Source organism: Kitasatospora sp. NPDC004669 (assembly GCF_040609455.1).
GTDB lineage: Bacteria > Actinomycetota > Actinomycetes > Streptomycetales > Streptomycetaceae > Kitasatospora.
On record NZ_JBEXKB010000011.1, the window covers coordinates 73456 to 93208 of the forward strand.

Below are 19753 nucleotides of genomic sequence, written 5' to 3' on the forward strand. Positions count from 1 at the left end.
GTCCGGCCGAGGTGAGGCGACCAGGCGTTGGAATCGGGCGGCGTACGGCTCGTCGGTCTTCAATTGTGCGTCCACCGACCGGAGTTGGCGGACTTTCCGGGGCTGGACTTCCGGGGTCCGGAAGCCCTGCCGCGCCGTACGCGGGGCCTGACAGAACCCTCACCATGCCGCACCGGGCACTGTCGACGCAATTCCCGCTCGCGTGGCGCATGTCACATTCACCGCGCGGGAGTTCTTCGGACAGAAAGCACTCGATGTGATGAAAGGGACAGGGCCCGCTCCATCAGGAACGGGCCCCGCGCCGCGAGTTGACCTTATTGTCCGGCTATGTCCCGGTCAGGGATGATTCACGGGTGGATGTCCTCCAGCATCTCCGTGACCAGCGCCGCGATCGGCGAACGCTCCGAGCGTGTGAGCGTGATGTGGGCGAAGAGCGGATGACCCTTCAGCTTCTCCACCACCGCCACCACACCGTCGTACCGGCCGACCCGGAGGTTGTCCCGCTGCGCCACGTCGTGGGTGAGCACCACCCGCGAGCCCTGGCCGATCCGGGACAGCACCGTCAGCAGGACGTTCCGTTCCAGCGACTGGGCCTCGTCCACGATCACGAAGGCGTCGTGCAGCGAGCGCCCCCGGATGTGGGTCAGCGGCAGGACCTCCAGCATCCCCCGGGCGATGACCTCCTCGATCACGTCCGGGGTGGTGACGGCGGACAGGGTGTCGAAGACCGCCTGCGCCCAGGGGCCCATCTTCTCCGCCTCGGTGCCCGGCAGGTAGCCGAGTTCCTGGCCGCCGACCGCGTACAGCGGCCGGAAGACCATCACCTTGCGGTGCTGCCTCCGCTCCAGCACCGCTTCCAGCCCCGCGCACAGCGCCAGCGCCGACTTCCCGGTGCCGGCCCGGCCGCCCATCGACACGATGCCGATGTCCGGGTCGAGCAGCAGGTCCAGCGCCACCCGCTGCTCGGCGCTGCGACCGCGCAGCCCGAACGCCTCGCGCTCACCGCGCACCAGCCGGACCCGCCCGTCGCCGGCGACCCGGCCGAGCGCCCGGCCGCGCTCCGAGGTGAGCACCAGTCCGGTGTGGACCGGCAACTCGGCGGCCCCGTCGATGTCCACCGCGGCGTCATGGCCGGCCGCGAACAGCGCGTCCACCTGGTCGGCCGCGACGTGCAGCTCGGACATGCCCGTCCACCCGGAGGTGATCGCGAGCTCGGCCCGGTACTCCTCGGCGAGCAGGCCCACCGAACTGGCCTTGATCCGCAGCGGGAGGTCCTTGGAGACGACGGTGACGTCGTAGCCCTCGGCCTGCAGGTTGCGGGCGACCGCCAGGATCCGGGTGTCGGCCTCGCCGCCGGCCCGGTAGCCGACCGGCAGTATCGAGACGTCCGAGTGGTTGAGCTCCACCCGGATCGTCCCGCCGAGTTCGCCGACCGGGATCGGCTCGTCGAGCCGGCCGTAGCGGATGCGGTAGTCGTCGAGCAGTCGCAGCGCCTGGCGGGCGAAGTAGCCCAGCTCCGGATGGTGCCGCTTGGCCTCCAACTCGGTGACGACCACCACCGGGAGGACGACCTCGTGCTCCTCGAAGCGGGTCATGGCGAGAGGGTCCGCCAGGAGCACGCTGGTGTCGAGAACGTACGTGCGCCGGTCTGGTGTCCGGCGGCTCTTGGAACTGACCACTAGGCCTCCAGAGCGGATGACCCTGCGTCATCCGCGGCATGCCGGCCCCCGCTGCCCCGGTGGCCTCGGGGCCGGACTGACTGGAGTATTCCCAGGCGAGGAGCGGTGCATTCGCGTCCCCGGCGAACTGACGGATCATTGCCGGTGAACGTTTGGCCTCGCGCGGAGCCCGGGTAGGCAAGCCCTACGGTGGTCATTCCAGGGGCCGGGGCCCAGCGGCGGGCTAGAGCCCCATCCGCCGGTGCCGCTGCTCGAACGCGCGCAGGGCGCGCAGGAAGTCGACCTTGCGGAAGGCCGGCCAGTAGGCCTCGCAGAAGTAGAACTCGCTGTGGGCGCTCTGCCAGAGCAGGAAGCCGGAGAGGCGCTGCTCGCCCGAGGTACGGATGATCAGGTCCGGGTCGGGCTGGTTGCGGGTGTAGAGGTGCTCGGCGATGTGCTCGACGGTCAGGATCTCGGCCAGTTCCTCGATCGAGGTGCCGCGGCCGGCGTGTTCCTGGAGCAGCGAGCGGACGGCGTCGGCGATCTCGTGCCGACCGCCGTAGCCGACCGCGACGTTGACGGTGATGCCGTCGATCGCGGCGGTCTCCTCGGCCGCGCGCTTGAGCACGTCGGCGGTGTGCTGCGGGAGCAGGTCCAGCGCGCCGACCGGGTTGACCCGCCAGCGGCGGGCGGCGGCCAGGCCGGTGACGGCGTCCTCGATGATGCCGAGCAGCGGGACCAGCTCGTCGGCCGGGCGGTCCAGGTTGTCGGTGGAGAGCATCCACAGGGTGACGACCCTGACGTGGGTCTCGTCGCACCAGCCGAGGAACTCGCTGATCTTGTCGGCCCCGCGCTGGTGGCCGTACGCGGTGGAGCCGCCGGTGGCCTTGGCCCAGCGGCGGTTGCCGTCCAGGATCACGCCGATGTGGCGCGGGGTGCGGCCGAGGTGGACCTCGACCCGACGGCCGTACAGCCGGTACATCCCGCCCAGCAGGGTGCGCAGCCCCGGCGTCCGTTCGGCGACATCGCGCAGACCCATTTCTCCGGCCCCTCCGTGCTCGTTCAGCTGGTGCGTCACCGCACCGGCGCAGCCTACTCCCGCGCGCTGGCACACGGTAAAGCCGCAGGTAGCGGTCTGGTCACAGTCCTGTGCGAAGTCCGTCGCGGCGCGCGCGTCCGGGGGCCCGCCGGGCCGGACCCGGCGTGGACACGGAATGGTCTCCGAATCCTTAAAGAATCCGTAAGCCGACTGCCCGATGCTTGACGACCGGCAATGGTCTAGTCCAGCTTTTGACCCGGGACGACAGCGTTCCCCCGCGTTCCGCAAGGCTCAGACCGGACCTCCCCTCCCCCACGCGCGGCCGCCGCGCCCCCCACCGCGGCGGCCGCTCCTCCCCCAGGAGCGTCACCCATGGCCCGTACGCCGAACCAGCCTGCCCACAAGCGCCGACGCAGCCCCCTCCCGGCCGTCGCGGCCGGTGCCACCGCCCTCGCCCTGGCCGGCGGCGGCCTCGCCCTCTTCGCCGGCGGCGCCGGCGCGGCGGTCGGCAACCTGGTCACCAACGGTGGCTTCGAGAGCGGACTGGGCGGCTGGTCCTGCACCGGCGCCGCGACCACGGTGTCCTCACCGGTCCACTCCGGTACCGGCGCGCTGCAGGCCGCCCCGGGTTCGGGCGACACGGCCGAATGCACCCAGACCATCAGCGTGCTGCCCGGCACCAGCTACACCTTGAGCGCCTGGGTGCAGGGCCCCTACGTCTACCTCGGCGCGCGCGGCACCGGTGGCACCGACCCGTCCACCTGGTCGAACCAGAACAGCTGGAACCAGCTGTCCACCACCTTCACCACCGGGGCGAACGCCACCAGCGTCACGGTCTACCTGCACGGCTGGTACGGGCAGAGCGCCTACCTCGCCGACGACGTCGCGCTGGTCGGCCCGGGCGGCACCTCCACCCCGTCGCCGACGGCCACCCCCACCCGGACGCCGACCCCGACGCCGACGGCCACCCCCACGGCGACGCCCACCCAGACCGCCACGCCGACCCCCACCGCCACGCCGACCCCCACCCCGACCACCCCGCCGGCCACCGGCCTGCCCGCCCACGTGGTCACCGGCTACTGGCAGAACTTCGACAACGGCTCGACCCCGCAGCGCCTGAGCGACGTGCAGAACGCGTACGACGTCATCGCGGTCTCCTTCGCCGACGCCGTGCCGACCCGGACCGGCGCGATCGGCTTCACCCTGGACCCGGGCCTGTCCAAGGCACTCGGCGGCTACACCGACGCCCAGTTCCGCGCCGACGTCAAGGCCAAGCAGGCGGCCGGCAAGAAGGTCGTCCTCTCCATCGGCGGCCAGAACGGCGCGATCAGCGTCGGCGACGCCACCGCCGGGGCCAACTTCGCCGACAGCGCCTACGGGATCATCAAGGACTACGGCTTCGACGGCATCGACGTCGACCTGGAGAACGGCGTCCAGGCCGGCCCGCTCGGCGACGCGCTGCACGCCCTGCAGGCCAAGGTCGGCCCCGGCTTCGTGCTGACCATGGCCCCCGAGACCATCGGGATGTACAGCACCTCCGGCGCCTACTTCCAGCTGGCACTGAACACCAAGGACATCCTGACCGTCGTCAACACCCAGTTCTACAACTCGGGCGGCATGAACGGCTGCGACGGCAAGGTCTACAACCAGGGCACCATCGACTTCATCACCTCGCAGGTCTGCACCCACATCCAGGGCGGCCTGCGGCCCGACCAGGTCGGCATCGGCGTCCCCGCCTCCGCCAAGGCGGCCGGCGGCGGCTACATCGACCCGTCGGTGGTGAACAACGCGCTCAACTGCCTGGCCACCGGCAACACCTGCGGCAGCTTCGTGCCGCCGGCCAAGTGGCCCACCATCCGGGGCGCGATGACCTGGTCCACCAACTGGGACACCGACAACGGCAACGCCTTCTCCAACGCGGTCGGCCCGTTCGTCCACAAGATGCCGTGAGGCACTCCAGGGCGTAACTCCCCTCGGCGCGCAGCTCCTTGAGGGTGGGGCCCGCGCGCCGACGGCGGGGCCCGCCGTACCGACTCCGGTACGGCGGGCCCCGTCCGCTATCCGGCCAGTACCGCGATGAGGGCGCCGAGCAGCAGGAACGGGCCCACCGGGACGTCCCGGCCGCGCACCTCCCGGCGGCGGGCCAGCGCGGCGACGACCAGCAGGGTGGCCCAGAGCCCGGCGAGCACCATCGCGGCGAACAGCCCGCCGAGCGCGACCGACCAGCCGTACCAGCCCAGCAGCCCGCCCAGGGCGAACCCGAGCGGGGAGTCGCCGGGGCCCAGCGCCTTCGCCCAGACGGCGAGTTCGAGCAGCATCCCGACGGTCAGCGCGGCCAGCAGGCAGCGCACCAGCACCCCGGGGCGCCCCTCGGCCAGGGCCGCCGCCGCCAGCAGTACGGCCACCCCGGCGAGCAACGCCAGGTTCAGCAGGTGCGGCAGCCGACGCACCCGCGCGTCCACGAAGCCGAGTGCCACGCCGAGCGCGCCGGCCCAGCCCAGGGCCATCGTCTGCGGCCCGTCCGCCGCGTACGCCACCGCGACCGCGACCGCCGCCGCGACCGCCTCCACCGTCCCGGCGCCGGCGCCCAGCCGCCCCCGACAGCCCGGGCAGCGCCCGGTCGGCGGCAGCAGCCGCACCGCGCGCCCGCACAACGGACAGGCCTTGCACCAGGGTTCGCCCTCGGGCACGGCGAAGTAGGCGATCAGCCCGCGCAACGGCGGGGCCACCAGGAGACCGACCAGCACCGCCGCGGCCACGACCGGTACCACCGGCGCACCCCCTCCTCGATCCGACGCACCGGCCTCATCCTCCCGCGCCGGGCGGCCGGGCGGTGTGCCATCCGTCTCGTTCCGAGCAGAATCCAGCCCGCGTTCCTCGCGCACGGGACCATTCCGGACATCCGACCACCGGTTTGGAAGGCGTCCGAACGCCCCCACCTGCCGATCCAAGGAGGCCGCTCGGGGCGCGTTCACCCTCGCCCCAGGGCACCCGACGCGGGGCCCCGGCGTACCCCTAAAGTAAGCAGTCATGCAGGTCATCCAGTCCAGCAAGCTCGCCAATGTCTGTTACGACATCCGCGGCCCGGTGCTCGACGAGGCGATGCGGCTGGAGGAACAGGGCCACCGCATCCTCAAGCTCAACACCGGCAACCCGGCCACCTTCGGCTTCGAGGCGCCCCCGGAGATCCTCCAGGACATCCTGCGCAACCTCGCGAACGCGCACGGGTACGGCGACTCCAAGGGCCTGCTCGCCGCACGCCGCGCGGTGGTCATGCACTACGAGGACCGCGGCCTGCACGGGCTCTCCGTCGACGACGTCTTCCTCGGCAACGGTGTCTCCGAGCTGATCCAACTGGCCATGACCGCGCTGCTGGACGACGGCGACGAGGTGCTCGTCCCGGCGCCGGACTACCCGCTGTGGACCGCCTCGGTCTCACTGGCCGGCGGCACCGCCGTGCACTACCGCTGCGACGAGCAGGCCGAGTGGTACCCGGACCTGGCCGACATCGAGGCCAAGGTCACCGACCGGACCCGGGCCATCGTGGTGATCAACCCGAACAACCCGACCGGCGCGGTCTACCCGCGCGAGGTGCTGGAGGGCATCGTCGAGATCGCCCGCCGGCACCAGCTGGTGGTCTACGCGGACGAGATCTACGACAAGATCCTCTACGACGACGCCGAGCACGTCCCGCTGGCCACCTTGGCCCCGGACCTCTTCTGCGTCACCTTCAACGGACTGTCCAAGGCCTACCGGGTCGCGGGCTTCCGCTCCGGCTGGATGGTGCTCTCCGGCGACCGCAACCGCGCCCACAGCTACGTCGAGGGCCTGACCGTACTGGCCTCGATGCGGCTGTGCGCCAACATGCCCGCCCAGCACGCGGTGGCCGCCGCACTCGGCGGCCGGCAGTCGATCCGCGACCTGGTGCTGCCCGGCGGTCGGCTGCTGGCCTCCCGCGACGCCGCGTACGAGCTGCTGAACCAGATCCCGGGGGTCAGCTGCGTCAAGCCCAAGGGCGCGCTGTACGCCTTCCCGCGGCTGGACCCGAAGGTCTACAAGATCAAGGACGACGCCCAGATGGTGCTGGACCTGCTGCGCTCCCAGCGCATCCTGCTGGTCCAGGGCACCGGCTTCAACTGGCCCGAGCCGGACCACTTCCGGCTGGTCACGCTGCCCCGGGCGGAGGAGATCACCGACGCGGTGACCCGGATCGGCGACTTCCTCAGCGGCTACACCCAGCCGTGAGCCCGCGCGGATCCGGAGAAGCACTACGGCCGGAGTCCCGGTCCGGGCGGTCTCCTTGGTCGGGGAAAGACCGCCCGCCGGAACTCCGGCCGTCCTGTCACTCGGCGGGCGCGCGGTTCGTGCCGCGCGCCCACCTCTCGCTCGACTGAGGCTCAGGCTCAGCCGAGGCGCGCGACCAGGCTCCGGTACTCGTCCCACAGCTCCTTCGGGGTGTGGTCGCCGAACAGCTCCAGGTGGGCCGGCACCAGCGCGGCCTCCTGGCGCCAGATGTCGGCGTCCACGGTGAAGAGCAGGTCGAGGTCCTCCTTGGACAGCTTCAGGTCACCGAGGTCGAAGCCGTCGACCGTCGGCAGCACGCCGATCGGGGTCCCGACGCCCTCGGCCGTGCCCTCCAGCCGCTCGACGATCCACTTGAGCACGCGGCTGTTCTCGCCGTAGCCGGGCCAGACGAACTGGCCCTCGGCGTTCTTGCGGAACCAGTTGACGTAGTAGATCTTCGGCAGCTTGGCGGCGTCCGCCTGGGCGCCGACCTTCAGCCAGTGGGCGAAGTAGTCGCCCATGTTGTAACCGCAGAACGGCAGCATCGCGAACGGGTCGCGGCGCAGCTCGCCGACGGTGCCCTCGGCGGCGGCGGTCTTCTCGGAGGCGATGTTGGCGCCGAGGAAGACACCGTGCTGCCAGTCGAAGGACTCGGTCACCAGCGGGACGGCGGTGGCGCGGCGGCCGCCGAACAGGATCGCCGAGATCGGCACACCCGCCTGGTCCTCCCACTCCGGGGCGATGGTCGGGCACTGCGCGGCCGGGACGGCGAAGCGGGCGTTCGGGTGGGCGGCCGGGGTGCCGGACTCGGGGGTCCAGTCGTTGCCGCGCCAGTCGATCAGGTGCGCCGGGGGCTCCTCGGTCAGGCCCTCCCACCACACGTCGCCGTCGTCGGTGAGGGCGACGTTGGTGAAGACGGTGTTGCCCCAGAGGGTGTCGATGGCGTTGGCGTTGGTGTCCACGCCGGTGCCGGGGGCGACGCCGAAGAAGCCGGCCTCGGGGTTGATGGCGTACAGGCGGCCGTCGGCGCCGAAGCGCATCCAGGCGATGTCGTCGCCGATCGTCTCGACCTTCCAGCCCGGGACGGTCGGCTGGAGCATGGCCAGGTTGGTCTTGCCGCAGGCCGACGGGAAGGCGGCCGCGACGTACTTGACCTCACCGGACGGCGGGGTGAGCTTCAGGATCAGCATGTGCTCGGCCAGCCAGCCCTCGTCGCGGGCCATGGTCGAGGCGATGCGCAGCGCGTAGCACTTCTTGCCGAGCAGGGCGTTGCCGCCGTAGCCGGAGCCGAAGGACCAGATCTCCTTGGTCTCCGGGAAGTGCGAGATGTACTTGGTGCTGTTGCACGGCCACGGCACGTCCGCCTGGCCCTCGGCCAGCGGGGCGCCGACGGTGTGCACGGCCTTGACGAAGTCCCCGTCCTCGCCGAGCTGGTCGAGCACGGCCCGGCCCATGCGGGTCATCACGCGCATCGACACCGCGACGTAGGCGGAGTCGGTGATCTCGACGCCGTACGCGGCCAGCGGGGAGCCGACCGGGCCCATCGAGAAGGGCACGACGTACATCGTGCGGCCCTTCATCGCGCCGCGGAACAGGCCCCTCTCACCCTGGAAGACCTCCCGCATCTCGGCGGGGGCCTTCCAGTTGTTGGTCGGGCCGGCGTCCTTCTCCTGCTCGGAGCAGATGTAGGTGCGGTCCTCCACGCGCGCCACGTCCGTCGGGTCCGAGGCGGCGTAGTAGGAGTTGGGGCGCTTCTCCTCGTTGAGCTTCTTGAAGGTGCCCTGAGCCACCAGCAGGTCCGCGAGGCGCTGGTACTCCTCGTCGGAGCCGTCGCACCACTCGATGCGGTCCGGCTGGGTGAGCTCGGCGATCTCGCTCACCCAAGCGAGCAGCTGCTTGTGGCGGGTGGGCGCGGATGCGCTGAGAGCAGAGATCTCGTACGACACGATCGCTCCGTTTCACGCCGACTCGGCGAGGAGGCGGCGTTGCGGGGGTCTGAAGGTGCTTGCAGCGTAGCCCCGGCCCCCGGGCCGGAATGCGGCGCAGCGGCGAAATTGACGCATCTTTTACTACAGTAAGTACGATTACCGGCCAGTAACAGGTCGTTCACGCCCCGGCCGGAGTGGGCGAGGCCACACTCCAAATACTCCAAAACGTCTAAGAGTGACGATCACCACTTCACTACGCGCCAGTAACCTACGGATCCGTAGGTAACGGGTAACATGCTGTGCATGACTGCTGCCGCGCTCGCCGAGCGCCTCGCGGAGGACCCTGCCGAGAACAGGGAGAGCAAGCCGAAGTGGCGCGGCTGGCTGCACGCCGGGATGTTCCCCGCCACGGTCGTGGCCGGGATCGTGCTGATCTGCCTGGCCGACTCCACACCCGCCAAGGTCGCCTGCGCGATCTACTCGGTCAGCGCCTGGCTGCTGTTCGGGGTCAGCGCGGTCTACCACCGCTTCGACTGGGGCCCGCGCGGGGACGCCGTGCTCCGTCGGCTGGACCACGCGAACATCTTCCTGATCATCGCGGGCACCTATACGCCGTTCACGATCCTGCTGCTCAAGGGCGACAGCCGGCAGGTGCTGCTCTGGGCGGTCTGGGGCGGGGCGCTCGCCGGGATCGCCTTCCGGGTGTTCTGGGTCGGCGCGCCGCGCTGGCTGTACACGCCGGTGTACATAGCGCTGGGCTGGGCCGCCGCGTTCTTCCTGCCGGACTTCCTGCGCACCGGCGGGGTGGCCGTCCTGGTGCTGATGATCGTCGGCGGGGTGCTCTACAGCATCGGCGGCGTGGTGTACGGGCTCAAGCGGCCCAACCCCTCACCGCGCTGGTTCGGCTTCCACGAGGTGTTCCACGCCCTCACCCTCGGAGCCTTCATCGTGCAGTACGTCGGCGTCTCACTGGTGGCGTACAGCACGGCCGGCTGAACCCGGCGCGTTTCGACGGGCGGTCGTACGGTCCACGGACCGGACGGCCGCCCGTTCCGCCGTCCAGGGCCGCTCGTACGGGGCCCGGCCCTGCGGGCGGTACGGGTACGGCTGGCGGTCGGCCGCGCCGGACTCCGGCTGCCGGGCCTGCGCGAGCTCGGCCGACTCCGACGCGAACTCCGGCTCGGGCTCCGGGCGCACGGCCTTCGCGCCCCACCCGCGCGCCTGCCGCGCGTCCAGCGCCTCGCGCGCCCGGCGGCAGCGCTCGCAGTGCGCCGCGTCCGGGGTACCGCGCAGCCGACGGTGCCCGGCCGGGGAGGGCTGCCGGTGCAGCGCGCGCCAGCGGCGGCCGACGTACACCATGAGCAGCAGCACCTCGACCCCGGCGACGCCGAGGACCAGCGCGGCGCCGTTGATCAGATAGGCGGCGACCACGGCCAGCGCCGAGCTCACCACCGCGACCGCGCCCCACACCTGGGCACTCGCCTGCCTGTCGTCGCTGTCGGCCACTTCGACTTCCCCTTTCCCGGCGCCGGGCTCGTGGTCGGCTCCTGCCGCCCCACCCCTTCTCCGCTCTCGGCACGCGTCGGCCAGCACTGACCGATTGCCACATGGTATCTACCGACAGTCACCCGGGACCGCCTCCAGGCGGCGAACGGCAGATCAACGTTGCGTCAATTCCATGTGCGGAAGCAGCACTTCCAGGACACATCACGGAGTGCGCCCGTTCGATCACAGGCCTACCGTCCGGAATCGCATTGACGGTCACCATCTTTTGAGAGTTACTGTCATTTGAGAGAGACTTCCCTTCTGGGGACCCTGGAGGTCACCGTGCCCGCCGCTCCGCCCGCTACCGCCACCACCGAGGCCGCCGACCCGCGCCGGTGGCTCGCCCTGGTCGCCGTCGCCCTCAGCGTCCTGGTGATCAGCTTCGACATGACGATCCTCAACGTCGCCCTGCCCACGCTGGCCGCGCAGTTACAGGCCACCACCGGGCAGCAGCAGTGGATCGTCGACGCCTACACCGTGGTGTTCGCCGCCGCGATGCTCCCGGCCGGCCTGCTCGGCGACCGCTACGGCCGCCGCCGCACCCTCACCGCCGGCCTCGCCCTGTTCGGACTCGCCTCCGCCGTCGGCATGCTCACCGACTCCCCCGGCACCCTGGTCGCCGCCCGCGCCGGGATGGGCCTGGCCGGCGCGCTCGTCATGCCGATGTCCATGGCGGTCATCCCCGGACTGTTCCCGGCCGCCGAACAACGCCGGGCCACCGCGATCCTGGCCGCCGCACTCGCCGGCGGCGCCCCGCTCGGGCCGCTGATCGGCGGCTTCCTGCTCCAGCACTTCTGGTGGGGCTCGATCTTCGCGATCAACGTCCCGCTGACCGCGATCGGCATCGTCGCCTGCGTCCTGCTGCTGCCGGAGAGCCGCAACCCCGCCGCGCCCCGGATGGACCTGCCCGGCACCGCGCTCGCCGCCGCCGGACTGGGCGCTCTCACCTACGGCATCATCGAGGGCGCCGACACCGGCTGGGGCGACCCGCTGGTGGTCGGCACCCTGGTCGGCTCGGTGCTCGCGCTCACCGCGCTGGTACTGCGCAGCCGCCGCCGGAGCGACCCGATGCTCGGCCTCGCCCTGCTCGCCGACCGGACCTTCCGCTGGTCCTCGGTCGCGGCCACCCTGATCTCGCTCGTCCTGTTCGGCGCCTTCTTCGTGCTACCCCTCTACTTCCAGAGCGTGCTCGGCGCGGACGCCCTCGGCTCCGGGCTGCGACTGATGCCGATGATGCTCGGCCTGCTGATCGCCGCCAGGCTCAGCGACCGGCTGGTCGGCCGGATCGGCGTCCGCACAGTGATCACCCTCGGTCTGGCCCTGCTCGGCGGCGCCCTGCTGTTCGGCAGCCGCACCGGCGCCTCCGACGGGTACGGGCGCGCCGCGATCTGGCTCACCGTGCTGGGCCTGGGGATGGGCCTGTCGCTGATCACCGCCCAGGCCTCCGCCCTGATCACCCTGCCACCCGCCAAGGCCGGGGTCGGCTCCGGACTGCTCCAGACCCTGCGGCAGGTCGGCGGCGCGATCGGCATCGCCGCCTTCGGCAGCCTGCTGGCCGGGGCCTACCGCGGCGCGCTGGACACCGGCGGCCTGCCGGCCGAGGCGGCACACCTGGCCGGCAAGTCGGTGGTCGCCGCCGACGCCGTCGCCCGGGCCACCGGGCGACCGGCGCTCAGCGCCTCCGCGCACGCGGCGTACGTCCACGGGATGGGCGTGGTGCTGCTGGTCGCCGGCCTGGTCGCGGTCGTCTCGGCGGTGCTCGTCGCGGCCCGGATGCCGGCCGACCGGGCGGGCGACCGGACCGCGGACGCACCCGAACCCGCCACCGCACCCGAACCCGCCGCCGGGGATCGCCGATAATCGTCGGTATGACTCCCAAGCAGCCGACCGCGGCCCTCCCGGACGCCCCGACCAACCCGGTCCAGGCGCTGCTGGAGGCGCCGCTGTCGCTGCGCGAACGCAAGAAGCTGAAGACCCGGCAGACCATCCGCCGCGAGGCCTACCGGCTCTTCACCGAACAGGGCTACGAGAACACCACGGTCGAACAGATCGCCGCCGCCGCCGAGGTCTCGCCGTCCACCTTCTTCCGCTACTTCGCCACCAAGGACGACCTCGTCCTCTCCGACGAGTACGACCCGGCGATGGTCTCCGCCCTGCTGGCCCGCCCCGCCGACGAACCCTTCCTCACCTCCTGCCGGGAAGCCCTCATCGGCCTGATCCGCGCCCTGCTCCAGCACGAGCGGCAGGAGCTGCTGACCCGGATGCGGCTGGTCACCGAGGTCCCCGCGCTGCGCGCCGGACTGGACCGCTCCGGCAACAGCCCGCGGGACCTCTACATCACCGTCCTCACCCGACGGGCCGGCGTCGAGGAGCCCACGTACGACATGCGGGTCACCGCCGCCGCCATCGGCGCCGCGACCACCGAGGCCGTCCTGCAGTGGGCCGCGGGCGACGGCCGGGAGGACATCGCGGACCTGGTCGACCACACCTTCGCCCTGCTCGGGAGCGGCTTCGCCGGGGTCTGAGCCCGGCGTCGCCCCGCAGGCGGGAGTGCGAGGACACCCCCGACCTGCGGGAAAGCGGGGCCCGGCCCGACCGGCCGGACCCCGCCCGGTGTCAGCGGTGGCATGGGGGAATCGGAAGTAGAGGTCAGTGCGACCAGTACGGGTCGTCAACGGGGTCGGTGATCACATACCCCTTGGAATCGTGCGGTGTTCTGGCGAGCGGAGATAGCGGCTTGTACTCGTGAGCGGGCTGGTACAGCGCCCCGTACACCTCTGCCCTGAACGTCACCAAGTAGGTCGAGTCCTGCTGCTCTTTCGCATAGAACGTCAGGAACGTCTCACCACCCACATGTCCCATTCCGCGCATAGCCTGTATCTCATCAGCGGGGTCCGATCGATCCACTCCCCGGCTTCCCAGAGACTTCCAGGCCTGAGCCACCTGATCCATCAGGGTCGGCAGTTTCGCCCGCGAGATCACGGTGCGAACAGTGACGATCTCGGTGACAGTCGAGCCCATGCTCGGCTCGCCGTCCCAAAGATCGTGTTCCCTCTCCACCTCGAACTCAGCCCCCGTGTAGGTGAGTGAGGGCGAGATCCCGTCCATGGTGGCGCGCACGGCATGGTCGATCCGGCCCTTCGCCTCGCCAGTCCCCAACCGGCCCGATCGATCGGCCAGCGCCAGCGGCCCGTACCCGTTGACGAAGAGCACCGAGCTGACGGCCACCACGATGACGAACGACAGCACGATCGAACCGATTACCTTCCCTCGGGCCGTCATCGGCCCTCAGTCAGATGAACGTCATCGGGCTTGCCTGAGACGATCGCGGCGACGTTGCCCAGCGAGGGACCGCCCGTCTCCGGGGCCAGGTACTTGGTGTGCATCCCGAAGTCCACCCAGCTCCCCGACTTGCTCCAGCCGTCGACGGTAAACCGCTTGGCTCCGAAGGAGTCGCTCGACGGGTCCCTCCCGTACCAGAGGTCGTGCGGGTCAGCCCCGACCACCCCGCCAAAGGGCCAAGGCACCGCCGCGGCCGCCGCCGAGGGAATTTGAGTGACCGGGTCGTTGTTCGCTGCACCTGCCCACACATGGCCGGCGGGCATCCCCAGGTCCGAAGCATGCGTCACGCCGACGCCAGGACTGCCGATGATCACCACGTCGTCCGGCAGCGTGTAGTTTCCGTGATGGGCGGCCATCTTCGTGGCCTGTCCGACCAGGAGCGAGCCGTAGCTGTGCCCCACCGAGGTGATGTGTGGACACTGGCCGCTCGTGTTGGCCGCCCGGAGCCCGGTGACGAACCTCGCGTAATCGGGCGCGCCGTTCAACGCCTGCTTGGGCGTGGTCGCCCTCATATCGACGTCGGGCGGGTCGTAACCGAGCCAGACGACGGACGCCACCGATCCACCGGACTTGGCCTTCTTGTTGGCCTCCCGCCAGACGTTCAGCGCGTTCTCCGCCTCGTTGGTGCCGGGTGTGGCACCCGGCTTCGCGCGGCCGAGCGAGTCGGGGGTGGTGGTGATGCCGGGCACGTACGACGAGATGTCGGTGGCGGTGTCGGGGTTGCCGAAGGAAAGGATCGCGCGGCCCTGGCCTTCGGTGCCGATGCCGAGAACGTAGGTGTGCGGGCGGCCATCCTTCGCATCGGAGTCCTGATTGAGGCGTTCCTGGATGGGCTTGAGCTTCTTGTACTCCGCCTCTTCGTCCTTCGTACGCGGCCGCCCCAGGTTGTCGAGATCCCGGAGCCGCTTGTCCAGGTACTTCCGGTTGACCTGGTCCCGCACCTCCGCCGGGATCCCGTCCAGGTTCCCGATGTTCTCCGGGTGGTGGTCGACGAACCACTGGCGTCCGTCCGGGCCGAGGTTGTTCCACCAGCTGTTGACCTCTGTCGGAGGCGCCCCCACCGCCGGCATGTCCCTCAGGTAGGGCGCGCCCGGACTGTTCGTCGCCTTCTGATCGGCCTCGGCGACCGCGAGCGTCAGACCCGACTTGCTGGTGGCGTGCTGGGTGAAGCCGTTGAGCAGTCCGGCCAGTGCCTGGTCGGCCGCGCTCGCCTCGGTGATGGCGGCACCGATCCGCCTGGAGATGTCCTCGGCCGCCGTCTTCTGCTTCGCCTCCTGGCCCGCGTCCACCGGTCCGCTCGACGCGGGCCAGCTCACCGTCCCGTCGTCGCTGACCGTCAGGCCCTTCGCACCGGCGTCCACGACGGCCTGCCGGAGCTTCGACTGGGCGAGCACGAAGAGGTCCGCGTGGTCCCGCAGGGTCTGGCCGATCGAGGCCAGTTCGGTCTCGGCGGCGTGGAGCTGGGTGGTGGTCGCGTCCAGCGAGGGGATCGCGGCGTCGGCGGCCGGTCCGCTCCATCCGGACCCGTGCACCCGGTCGGTGGTGCCGCTCTTCCAGTCGGAGGCGTGCTGCATGTGCGCCTTGTGCAGCGCGTCGTACGCGTCCCCCGCCGCGTGCAGGTCCTCCGGCTTGGCGTTCTTCAAGCTCGCGAAATCGAGGCGGCCCGCTCCCGCCTTCTGGTCTGGATCAGCCATGAGTGTTCCCCCCACTACTCGGCGCTACCATAACCTCCACAACTGCCACAGTGACACCGGGGGGACACGATGGCTGACGGCAAGGGATTCACGGTCAAGCCCGGCGAGTTGACCGCCGCCGGGAACAACGCGGTGACGGTGGCCGGGAAGGTCCCCGAGGAAACCGCGAAGCTGGCGGAGCCGAGCACCGAGGCCGCCGGGAGCCTGGCCGGCTGGCAGAGCGGGGCGGCGCTGACGGGGTGCAGCAGCGCCTGGAAGACGCTGCTGGACGGGCTCTCCAATGACATGAAGTCGGCCGGGGGCAACCTCATCACCTGTGCGCAGACGTACCTGAATGCCGACCATCTGCCGCCGCCCACCACGACGGCGGCTTCCGACCCCTTCGACACCAAGGTGGTCGGCGTGACCGGCGGACACCTGACCAAGGACGCGTAACTCCCCTACCGCGCCTCGAAGTCCAGCACCACGGCGTCCTCCACCGCCCGGTACCCGATCTGCTGGTAGATCGAGTTGCTGATCGGATTGTCCAGGTCCGTGTACAGCAGCACCTCCTGCGCCCCCAGCCCGAGCACATGTGCGGACGCGGCCGCCGTGACGGCGCTGGCGTAGCCGTGGCCGCGGAGGTCGGCGGGGGTGTAGACCGGGCCGATGCGGGACATGCCGGCGAGGACCGGGCTGGTGCCGGCCACGGAGACGGGGTGGCCGTCGTCCTCCCAGAGGTGGATGCCGCCGTTCGCGATCTTCTCGTCGACCGCCTTGGGCACGTCGGGGAGGCGGACCTTGGCCTCGGCCAGGAACTCGTGGTACCAGCCGATCACCAGCTCACGGTCGGCCGGTTCGGCGAGCCGGTGGCGGCCGGCCGGCGGGCGCGGCGGGTCGGTCAACTCGCCGAGCCGGTAGAGCCGTTCGTTGACGCTGACGGTCCGCTCGGCGCCGGTGGCGCCCGTCCAGGCCGCGCCGAAGGCGTGGGCCGCCTCGGCTCCGCCGCCGATCCCGGTCACCTCGGTGAACTCGGCTCCGGCGGCGGCCAGTCGCACCGCAAGTTCGGCCGCCGCGGCCGGCGGCATGGCGGAGAGCCGGGGCGGGAAGGGCGGGGTCTGCAGGAAGGCGCCCTCGACCGCGCCGCCGTCCCCGCCGCGCCACCATCCGAAGACCGGCGGGCGTTCCCCGAACACGTCGAGTCCGGCCTCGGCCAGCCGGTGGGCGATGGTGAGCAGGACGGTGTTCTCGGCCGGGCGGGCGGCCAGGAAGTCACCCGCCTGATCGCGGAAATCGTCGAGCGAGGTACTGAGGGTCCAGGTCATGGCCCATGCTCGCCCCGACCGGCCGCCACCCGCCAGCGATTATTCGCCCACGAGCCGCCGTCACCCGGCCCCCGTCACCCGGCCGTCGCCACCCGCCCGCCGTCACCCGAGCGCAGCCCCGAGCCGCTCCCCCAGCACCGCCGGCTCCGTGGTCGGCGCATCGCAGGCGAAGTGCCGGCACACGTACGCGGCGGGCGCCCCGCCCACCAGCGGCCGGTCGGCCAACAGGGGGACTTCGGTGTCCCCCGGTTCCCCCACCGCGACGACGGCCCCCGGCGCCGTCCCCAGCAGGGCGGCCCGCCGCAGCGCCGCGGTGGCCGGGTGGCCGGCCGGGCCGACGACGGCGATCTCGCGCGGCCCGTCGAGCAGTGCTTCGGCGACGGCCAGGCCCCAGCCGATGAACCGCGGGGCCCGCCCGGCCAGCGCTCCGACGATGCCGAGGGCTCGCTCGGCGGCGGTGCGGTGGCGGTCGGAGCCGGTGTACGCGGCGTAGGTGAGCAGGGCGCCGGCGGCGGCCGTCCAGCCGGACGGGGTGGCGTTGTCGGTCGGGTCCTGCGGGCGGCGGATGAGCTCCTCGGCGTCGTCGGCGGTGTCGTAGAGCGCACCGGAGGCCTCGTCGGTGAAGTGCTCGAGCACGGTGTCGAGCAGCGCGCCGGCCAGTTGCAGCCAGGAGGCCTCGCCGGTGACGGCGTACAGCGCGAGGAAGCCTTCGGCGGTGTCGGCGTAGTCCTCCAGGACGCCCGCGTTGGCGCCGGCCCGGCCGTCCCGGGAGGTGCGCAGCAGCCGCCCGTCGGGGGTGAGGTGGACGGCGAGCAGCAGGTCGGCGGCGCGTTCGGCGGCGTCGACCAGGTCGGGGCGGTCCAGCAGGGCGCCGGTCTCGGCGAGTGCGGCGATGGCGAGGCCGTTCCAGGCGGCGACCACCTTGTCGTCACGCGCCGGGGCGGGGCGGGTCGCCCGGGCCTCGAACATCCGGGCGCGGATCGCCTCGTACTCGGTGCGGCCCTCGGCGGGGTCCTCGGTGAAGTCCTCGGGGTCGGCGAGGAGTTGGAGCACGGAGGTGCCGTGCTCGAAGGTGCCGTCGGCGGTGACGGTGAACAGCCGGGCGGCGGTGGCCGCGTCGGCCGGGCCGAGCAGGTCGACCAACTGGCCCGGATCCCAGGCGTAGTAGGCGCCCTCGGCGGTGGCTCCGGTCTCCTCGTCCAGGCTGTCGGCGTCCAGTGCGGAGGCGAACGCGCCTTCGGGCGTGCGGAGTTCGCGCAGCAGGAAGTCGGCGGTGGTCAGCGCGACCCGTCGGGCGAGTACGGAGCCGGTGGCCCGCCACAGGTGCAGGTAGGCGCGCAGCAGCAGGGCGTTGTCGTAGAGCATCTTCTCGAAGTGCGGCACGACCCAGTCGGCGTCCACGGAGTATCGGGCGAAGCCGCCGCCGAGCTGGTCGTGGATGCCGCCGCGGGCCATCGCCTCAGCGGTGCGGACGGCCATCTCCAGCGCCGCCTCCGAGCCGGTGCGGGCGTGGTGGCGCAGCAGGAACTCGACCACCATGGCCGGCGGGAACTTGGGCGCCCCGCCGAAGCCGCCGCGGTTCTGGTCGAACTCCCGACTGAGGGCGACCAGCGCCTGGTGCAGGTCCGCCTCGCCCGGCGGGTGGTGGGCGCCGGCCGAGTAGACGGCGGCCCGCTCGGCCAGGTCGGCCCGGATCCGGCCGGCGACCTCCCCGACCTCCTGCCGCCGGTCCCGCCAGGCGGCGTCCACACCCTCCAGCACCTGCCGGAAGGACGGCATCCCGTGCCGGGGCTTCGGCGGGAAGTACGTGCCGAAGTAGAACGGCTCCTTCGCCGGGGTGAGGAACACCGTCATCGGCCAGCCACCCTGCCCGGTCGCCGCCTGCACGGCCTCCATGTACACGGCGTCGACGTCCGGCCGCTCCTCCCGGTCCACCTTGACCGCGACGAACCGCTCGTTCAGGTACTCGGCGAGCCCGGCGTCCTCGAAGCTCTCATGCGCCATCACATGACACCAGTGAATTACTGGAAGCATAAGTGGCAGGACGCATAGCCCACACTCAAGAGAATGGGCACGTCCCGCCGCTTGGCTTCACTGATCGCCTCCTCTCCCCATGGCCACCAATCCACCGGATTGGAGGCGTGCTGGAGCAGGTACGGCGACGTCGCGTTCGCGAGTCGGTTCATACCGGCATCGTCGCACGACCCGGACCTCCCGGCCCAGCTCCCGCGCGGCCGGGCCAGGCGGCTTGCGCCTCAGCTTGTGTCTCGGCGTCTACTACCGGCGAGTCTGTGAGCTCGGCGCTCGTGAGCTGACCAGGCCTCGGCGATCGATCAGGGGTACCCACCGCTGTCGCCCCTCCCTCTCTGGGGGCGAACTGCGCGAGACCATGCTGCGGGCCCGCCCGGTCGGAGCGGCCGGGACAGCGTCCGCCGCGTCTGACCTGCTCCCCTAGGACGTCGTGATCGGGCCGCGTGCTCGTGCTGCCCCGCGCCGACCGCCACCTGGCCTCGGCCCTGGCCGCCGCACGCTGACGCCCAACCACTCGAAGGCCTGCGCACCGTCTACCGCATCGCGAAGGCCGAGGGGCTGGTGGCCGCCGTCGCCGCCCTCGATCGCCGGCTCGCCTGGGCCCAGCGCTGCCGCATCCCCGCTTTCCTCGACCTGCGACGGAAGATCAAGCGACACTACGACGCCATCATCGCCGCCATCGCTGTCCAGCGCTCTCGACACCTGGCCGAGACCGCCGAACTCACCAACAAAGCAACACAGTTGACCAAAACGGCCCCCACGCTGCCCGGAGCACCACCGCCCCTGATGTTCAAGCATCCCGATCCGGCCCGATGATCTGCTTGACCCTCTCGGTCACCGCCGGACTCCTGACCCTCACCAACCCGGCCATCCGCCACGACGACGCCGAGGTCCTCCGCCGGCACCACTGGCGCGTCGAACACCAGAC

The 19753-nt window shown here is 71.5% G+C and carries 15 protein-coding genes and 1 pseudogene; 7 read left to right on the forward strand and 9 right to left on the reverse strand.

Annotated elements, in window-relative coordinates; genetic code table 11:
- Positions 1-347: 347 nt before the first annotated feature.
- Both ABZW30_RS11955 and ABZW30_RS11960 read right to left on the reverse strand, forming a co-directional pair.
- Complete coding sequence (locus ABZW30_RS11955; RefSeq protein WP_355670938.1) at positions 348-1679, reverse strand: PhoH family protein; 1332 nt, start codon at positions 1677-1679, stop codon at positions 348-350.
- Between the two features lie 223 nt (positions 1680-1902).
- Positions 1903-2640: an isoprenyl transferase gene (locus ABZW30_RS11960; RefSeq protein WP_355671072.1), complete on the reverse strand. Its 738-nt coding sequence runs from the start codon at positions 2638-2640 to the stop codon at positions 1903-1905.
- A gap of 429 nt (positions 2641-3069) precedes the next feature.
- Here ABZW30_RS11960 and ABZW30_RS11965 point away from each other — a divergent pair, with 429 nt between their 5' ends.
- Entirely contained in the window at positions 3070-4647 is a 1578-nt protein-coding gene (locus tag ABZW30_RS11965) for a glycosyl hydrolase family 18 protein (protein WP_355670939.1), read from the forward strand.
- A 107-nt stretch (positions 4648-4754) separates the two neighbouring features.
- Here the strand turns inward: ABZW30_RS11965 and ABZW30_RS11970 are convergent, their stop codons facing one another.
- Entirely contained in the window at positions 4755-5468 is a 714-nt protein-coding gene (locus tag ABZW30_RS11970; protein WP_355670940.1) for a prepilin peptidase, read from the reverse strand.
- Between the two features lie 259 nt (positions 5469-5727).
- On the opposite strand from ABZW30_RS11970, the gene ABZW30_RS11975 reads away from it, so the two are divergent.
- Positions 5728-6942 (forward strand): pyridoxal phosphate-dependent aminotransferase, encoded by a 1215-nt coding sequence (locus ABZW30_RS11975; RefSeq protein ID WP_355670941.1) that lies wholly within the window; start codon positions 5728-5730, stop codon positions 6940-6942.
- A 158-nt stretch (positions 6943-7100) separates the two neighbouring features.
- Here the strand turns inward: ABZW30_RS11975 and ABZW30_RS11980 are convergent, their stop codons facing one another.
- A complete protein-coding gene (locus ABZW30_RS11980) occupies positions 7101-8927 on the reverse strand; it encodes a phosphoenolpyruvate carboxykinase (GTP) (RefSeq protein WP_355670942.1) in 1827 nt (608 codons plus the stop codon).
- Between the two features lie 285 nt (positions 8928-9212).
- Here ABZW30_RS11980 and ABZW30_RS11985 point away from each other — a divergent pair, with 285 nt between their 5' ends.
- Positions 9213-9905, forward strand: coding sequence for a hemolysin III family protein (locus ABZW30_RS11985; protein WP_355670943.1), 693 nt, complete (start codon positions 9213-9215; stop codon positions 9903-9905).
- On the opposite strand, the gene ABZW30_RS11990 is transcribed toward ABZW30_RS11985, so the two are convergent.
- Positions 9876-10415, reverse strand: a complete 540-nt coding sequence (locus tag ABZW30_RS11990; protein WP_355670944.1) for a hypothetical protein — start codon at positions 10413-10415, stop codon at positions 9876-9878. The genes ABZW30_RS11985 and ABZW30_RS11990 overlap by 30 nt on opposite strands.
- A gap of 321 nt (positions 10416-10736) precedes the next feature.
- On the opposite strand from ABZW30_RS11990, the gene ABZW30_RS11995 reads away from it, so the two are divergent.
- Together ABZW30_RS11995 and ABZW30_RS12000 are read left to right on the forward strand one after the other, a co-directional pair.
- On the forward strand, positions 10737-12314 hold the full coding sequence (locus ABZW30_RS11995) for an MFS transporter (protein ID WP_355670945.1): 1578 nt from the start codon (positions 10737-10739) through the stop codon (positions 12312-12314).
- A gap of 8 nt (positions 12315-12322) precedes the next feature.
- Positions 12323-12979, forward strand: a complete 657-nt coding sequence (locus tag ABZW30_RS12000; RefSeq protein WP_355670946.1) for a TetR family transcriptional regulator — start codon at positions 12323-12325, stop codon at positions 12977-12979.
- A 124-nt stretch (positions 12980-13103) separates the two neighbouring features.
- Here ABZW30_RS12000 and ABZW30_RS12005 read toward each other — a convergent pair whose 3' ends face one another.
- Positions 13104-13703 (reverse strand): hypothetical protein, encoded by a 600-nt coding sequence (locus ABZW30_RS12005; RefSeq protein WP_355670947.1) that lies wholly within the window; start codon positions 13701-13703, stop codon positions 13104-13106.
- Between the two features lie 29 nt (positions 13704-13732).
- On the reverse strand, positions 13733-15490 hold the full coding sequence (locus tag ABZW30_RS12010) for an alpha/beta hydrolase (RefSeq protein ID WP_355670948.1): 1758 nt from the start codon (positions 15488-15490) through the stop codon (positions 13733-13735).
- Positions 15491-15559: 69 nt separating this feature from the next.
- On the opposite strand from ABZW30_RS12010, the gene ABZW30_RS12015 reads away from it, so the two are divergent.
- Positions 15560-15925 carry a hypothetical protein gene (locus ABZW30_RS12015; RefSeq protein WP_355670949.1) on the forward strand — a complete coding sequence of 122 codons (366 nt, stop codon included), beginning with the start codon at positions 15560-15562 and terminating at the stop codon, positions 15923-15925.
- Positions 15926-15930: 5 nt separating this feature from the next.
- Here ABZW30_RS12015 and ABZW30_RS12020 read toward each other — a convergent pair whose 3' ends face one another.
- Both ABZW30_RS12020 and ABZW30_RS12025 read right to left on the reverse strand, forming a co-directional pair.
- A complete protein-coding gene (locus ABZW30_RS12020) occupies positions 15931-16794 on the reverse strand; it encodes a GNAT family N-acetyltransferase (RefSeq protein WP_355670950.1) in 864 nt (287 codons plus the stop codon).
- A 102-nt stretch (positions 16795-16896) separates the two neighbouring features.
- Positions 16897-18980: pseudogene (locus tag ABZW30_RS12025) on the reverse strand (thioredoxin domain-containing protein).
- A gap of 406 nt (positions 18981-19386) precedes the next feature.
- On the opposite strand from ABZW30_RS12025, the gene ABZW30_RS12030 reads away from it, so the two are divergent.
- Positions 19387-19641, forward strand: a complete 255-nt coding sequence (locus ABZW30_RS12030) for a hypothetical protein (protein ID WP_355671077.1) — start codon at positions 19387-19389, stop codon at positions 19639-19641.
- Positions 19642-19753 lie beyond the last annotated feature (112 nt).

Excerpts from the sequence above, each read along its gene's own strand:
- ABZW30_RS11985 (WP_355670943.1), top strand. The coding sequence starts at position 9,213 with ATGACTGCTGCCGCGCTCGCCGAGCGCCTCGCGGAGGACCCTGCCGAG.
- ABZW30_RS11965 (WP_355670939.1), top strand. The coding sequence starts at position 3,070 with ATGGCCCGTACGCCGAACCAGCCTGCCCACAAGCGCCGACGCAGCCCC.
- ABZW30_RS11960 (WP_355671072.1), bottom strand. The coding sequence starts at position 2,640 with ATGTACCGGCTGTACGGCCGTCGGGTCGAGGTCCACCTCGGCCGCACC.
- ABZW30_RS11975 (WP_355670941.1), top strand. The coding sequence starts at position 5,728 with ATGCAGGTCATCCAGTCCAGCAAGCTCGCCAATGTCTGTTACGACATC.
- ABZW30_RS12015 (WP_355670949.1), top strand. The coding sequence starts at position 15,560 with ATGGCTGACGGCAAGGGATTCACGGTCAAGCCCGGCGAGTTGACCGCC.
- ABZW30_RS12020 (WP_355670950.1), bottom strand. The coding sequence starts at position 16,794 with ATGACCTGGACCCTCAGTACCTCGCTCGACGATTTCCGCGATCAGGCG.
- ABZW30_RS12010 (WP_355670948.1), bottom strand. The coding sequence starts at position 15,490 with ATGGCTGATCCAGACCAGAAGGCGGGAGCGGGCCGCCTCGATTTCGCG.
- ABZW30_RS12000 (WP_355670946.1), top strand. The coding sequence starts at position 12,323 with ATGACTCCCAAGCAGCCGACCGCGGCCCTCCCGGACGCCCCGACCAAC.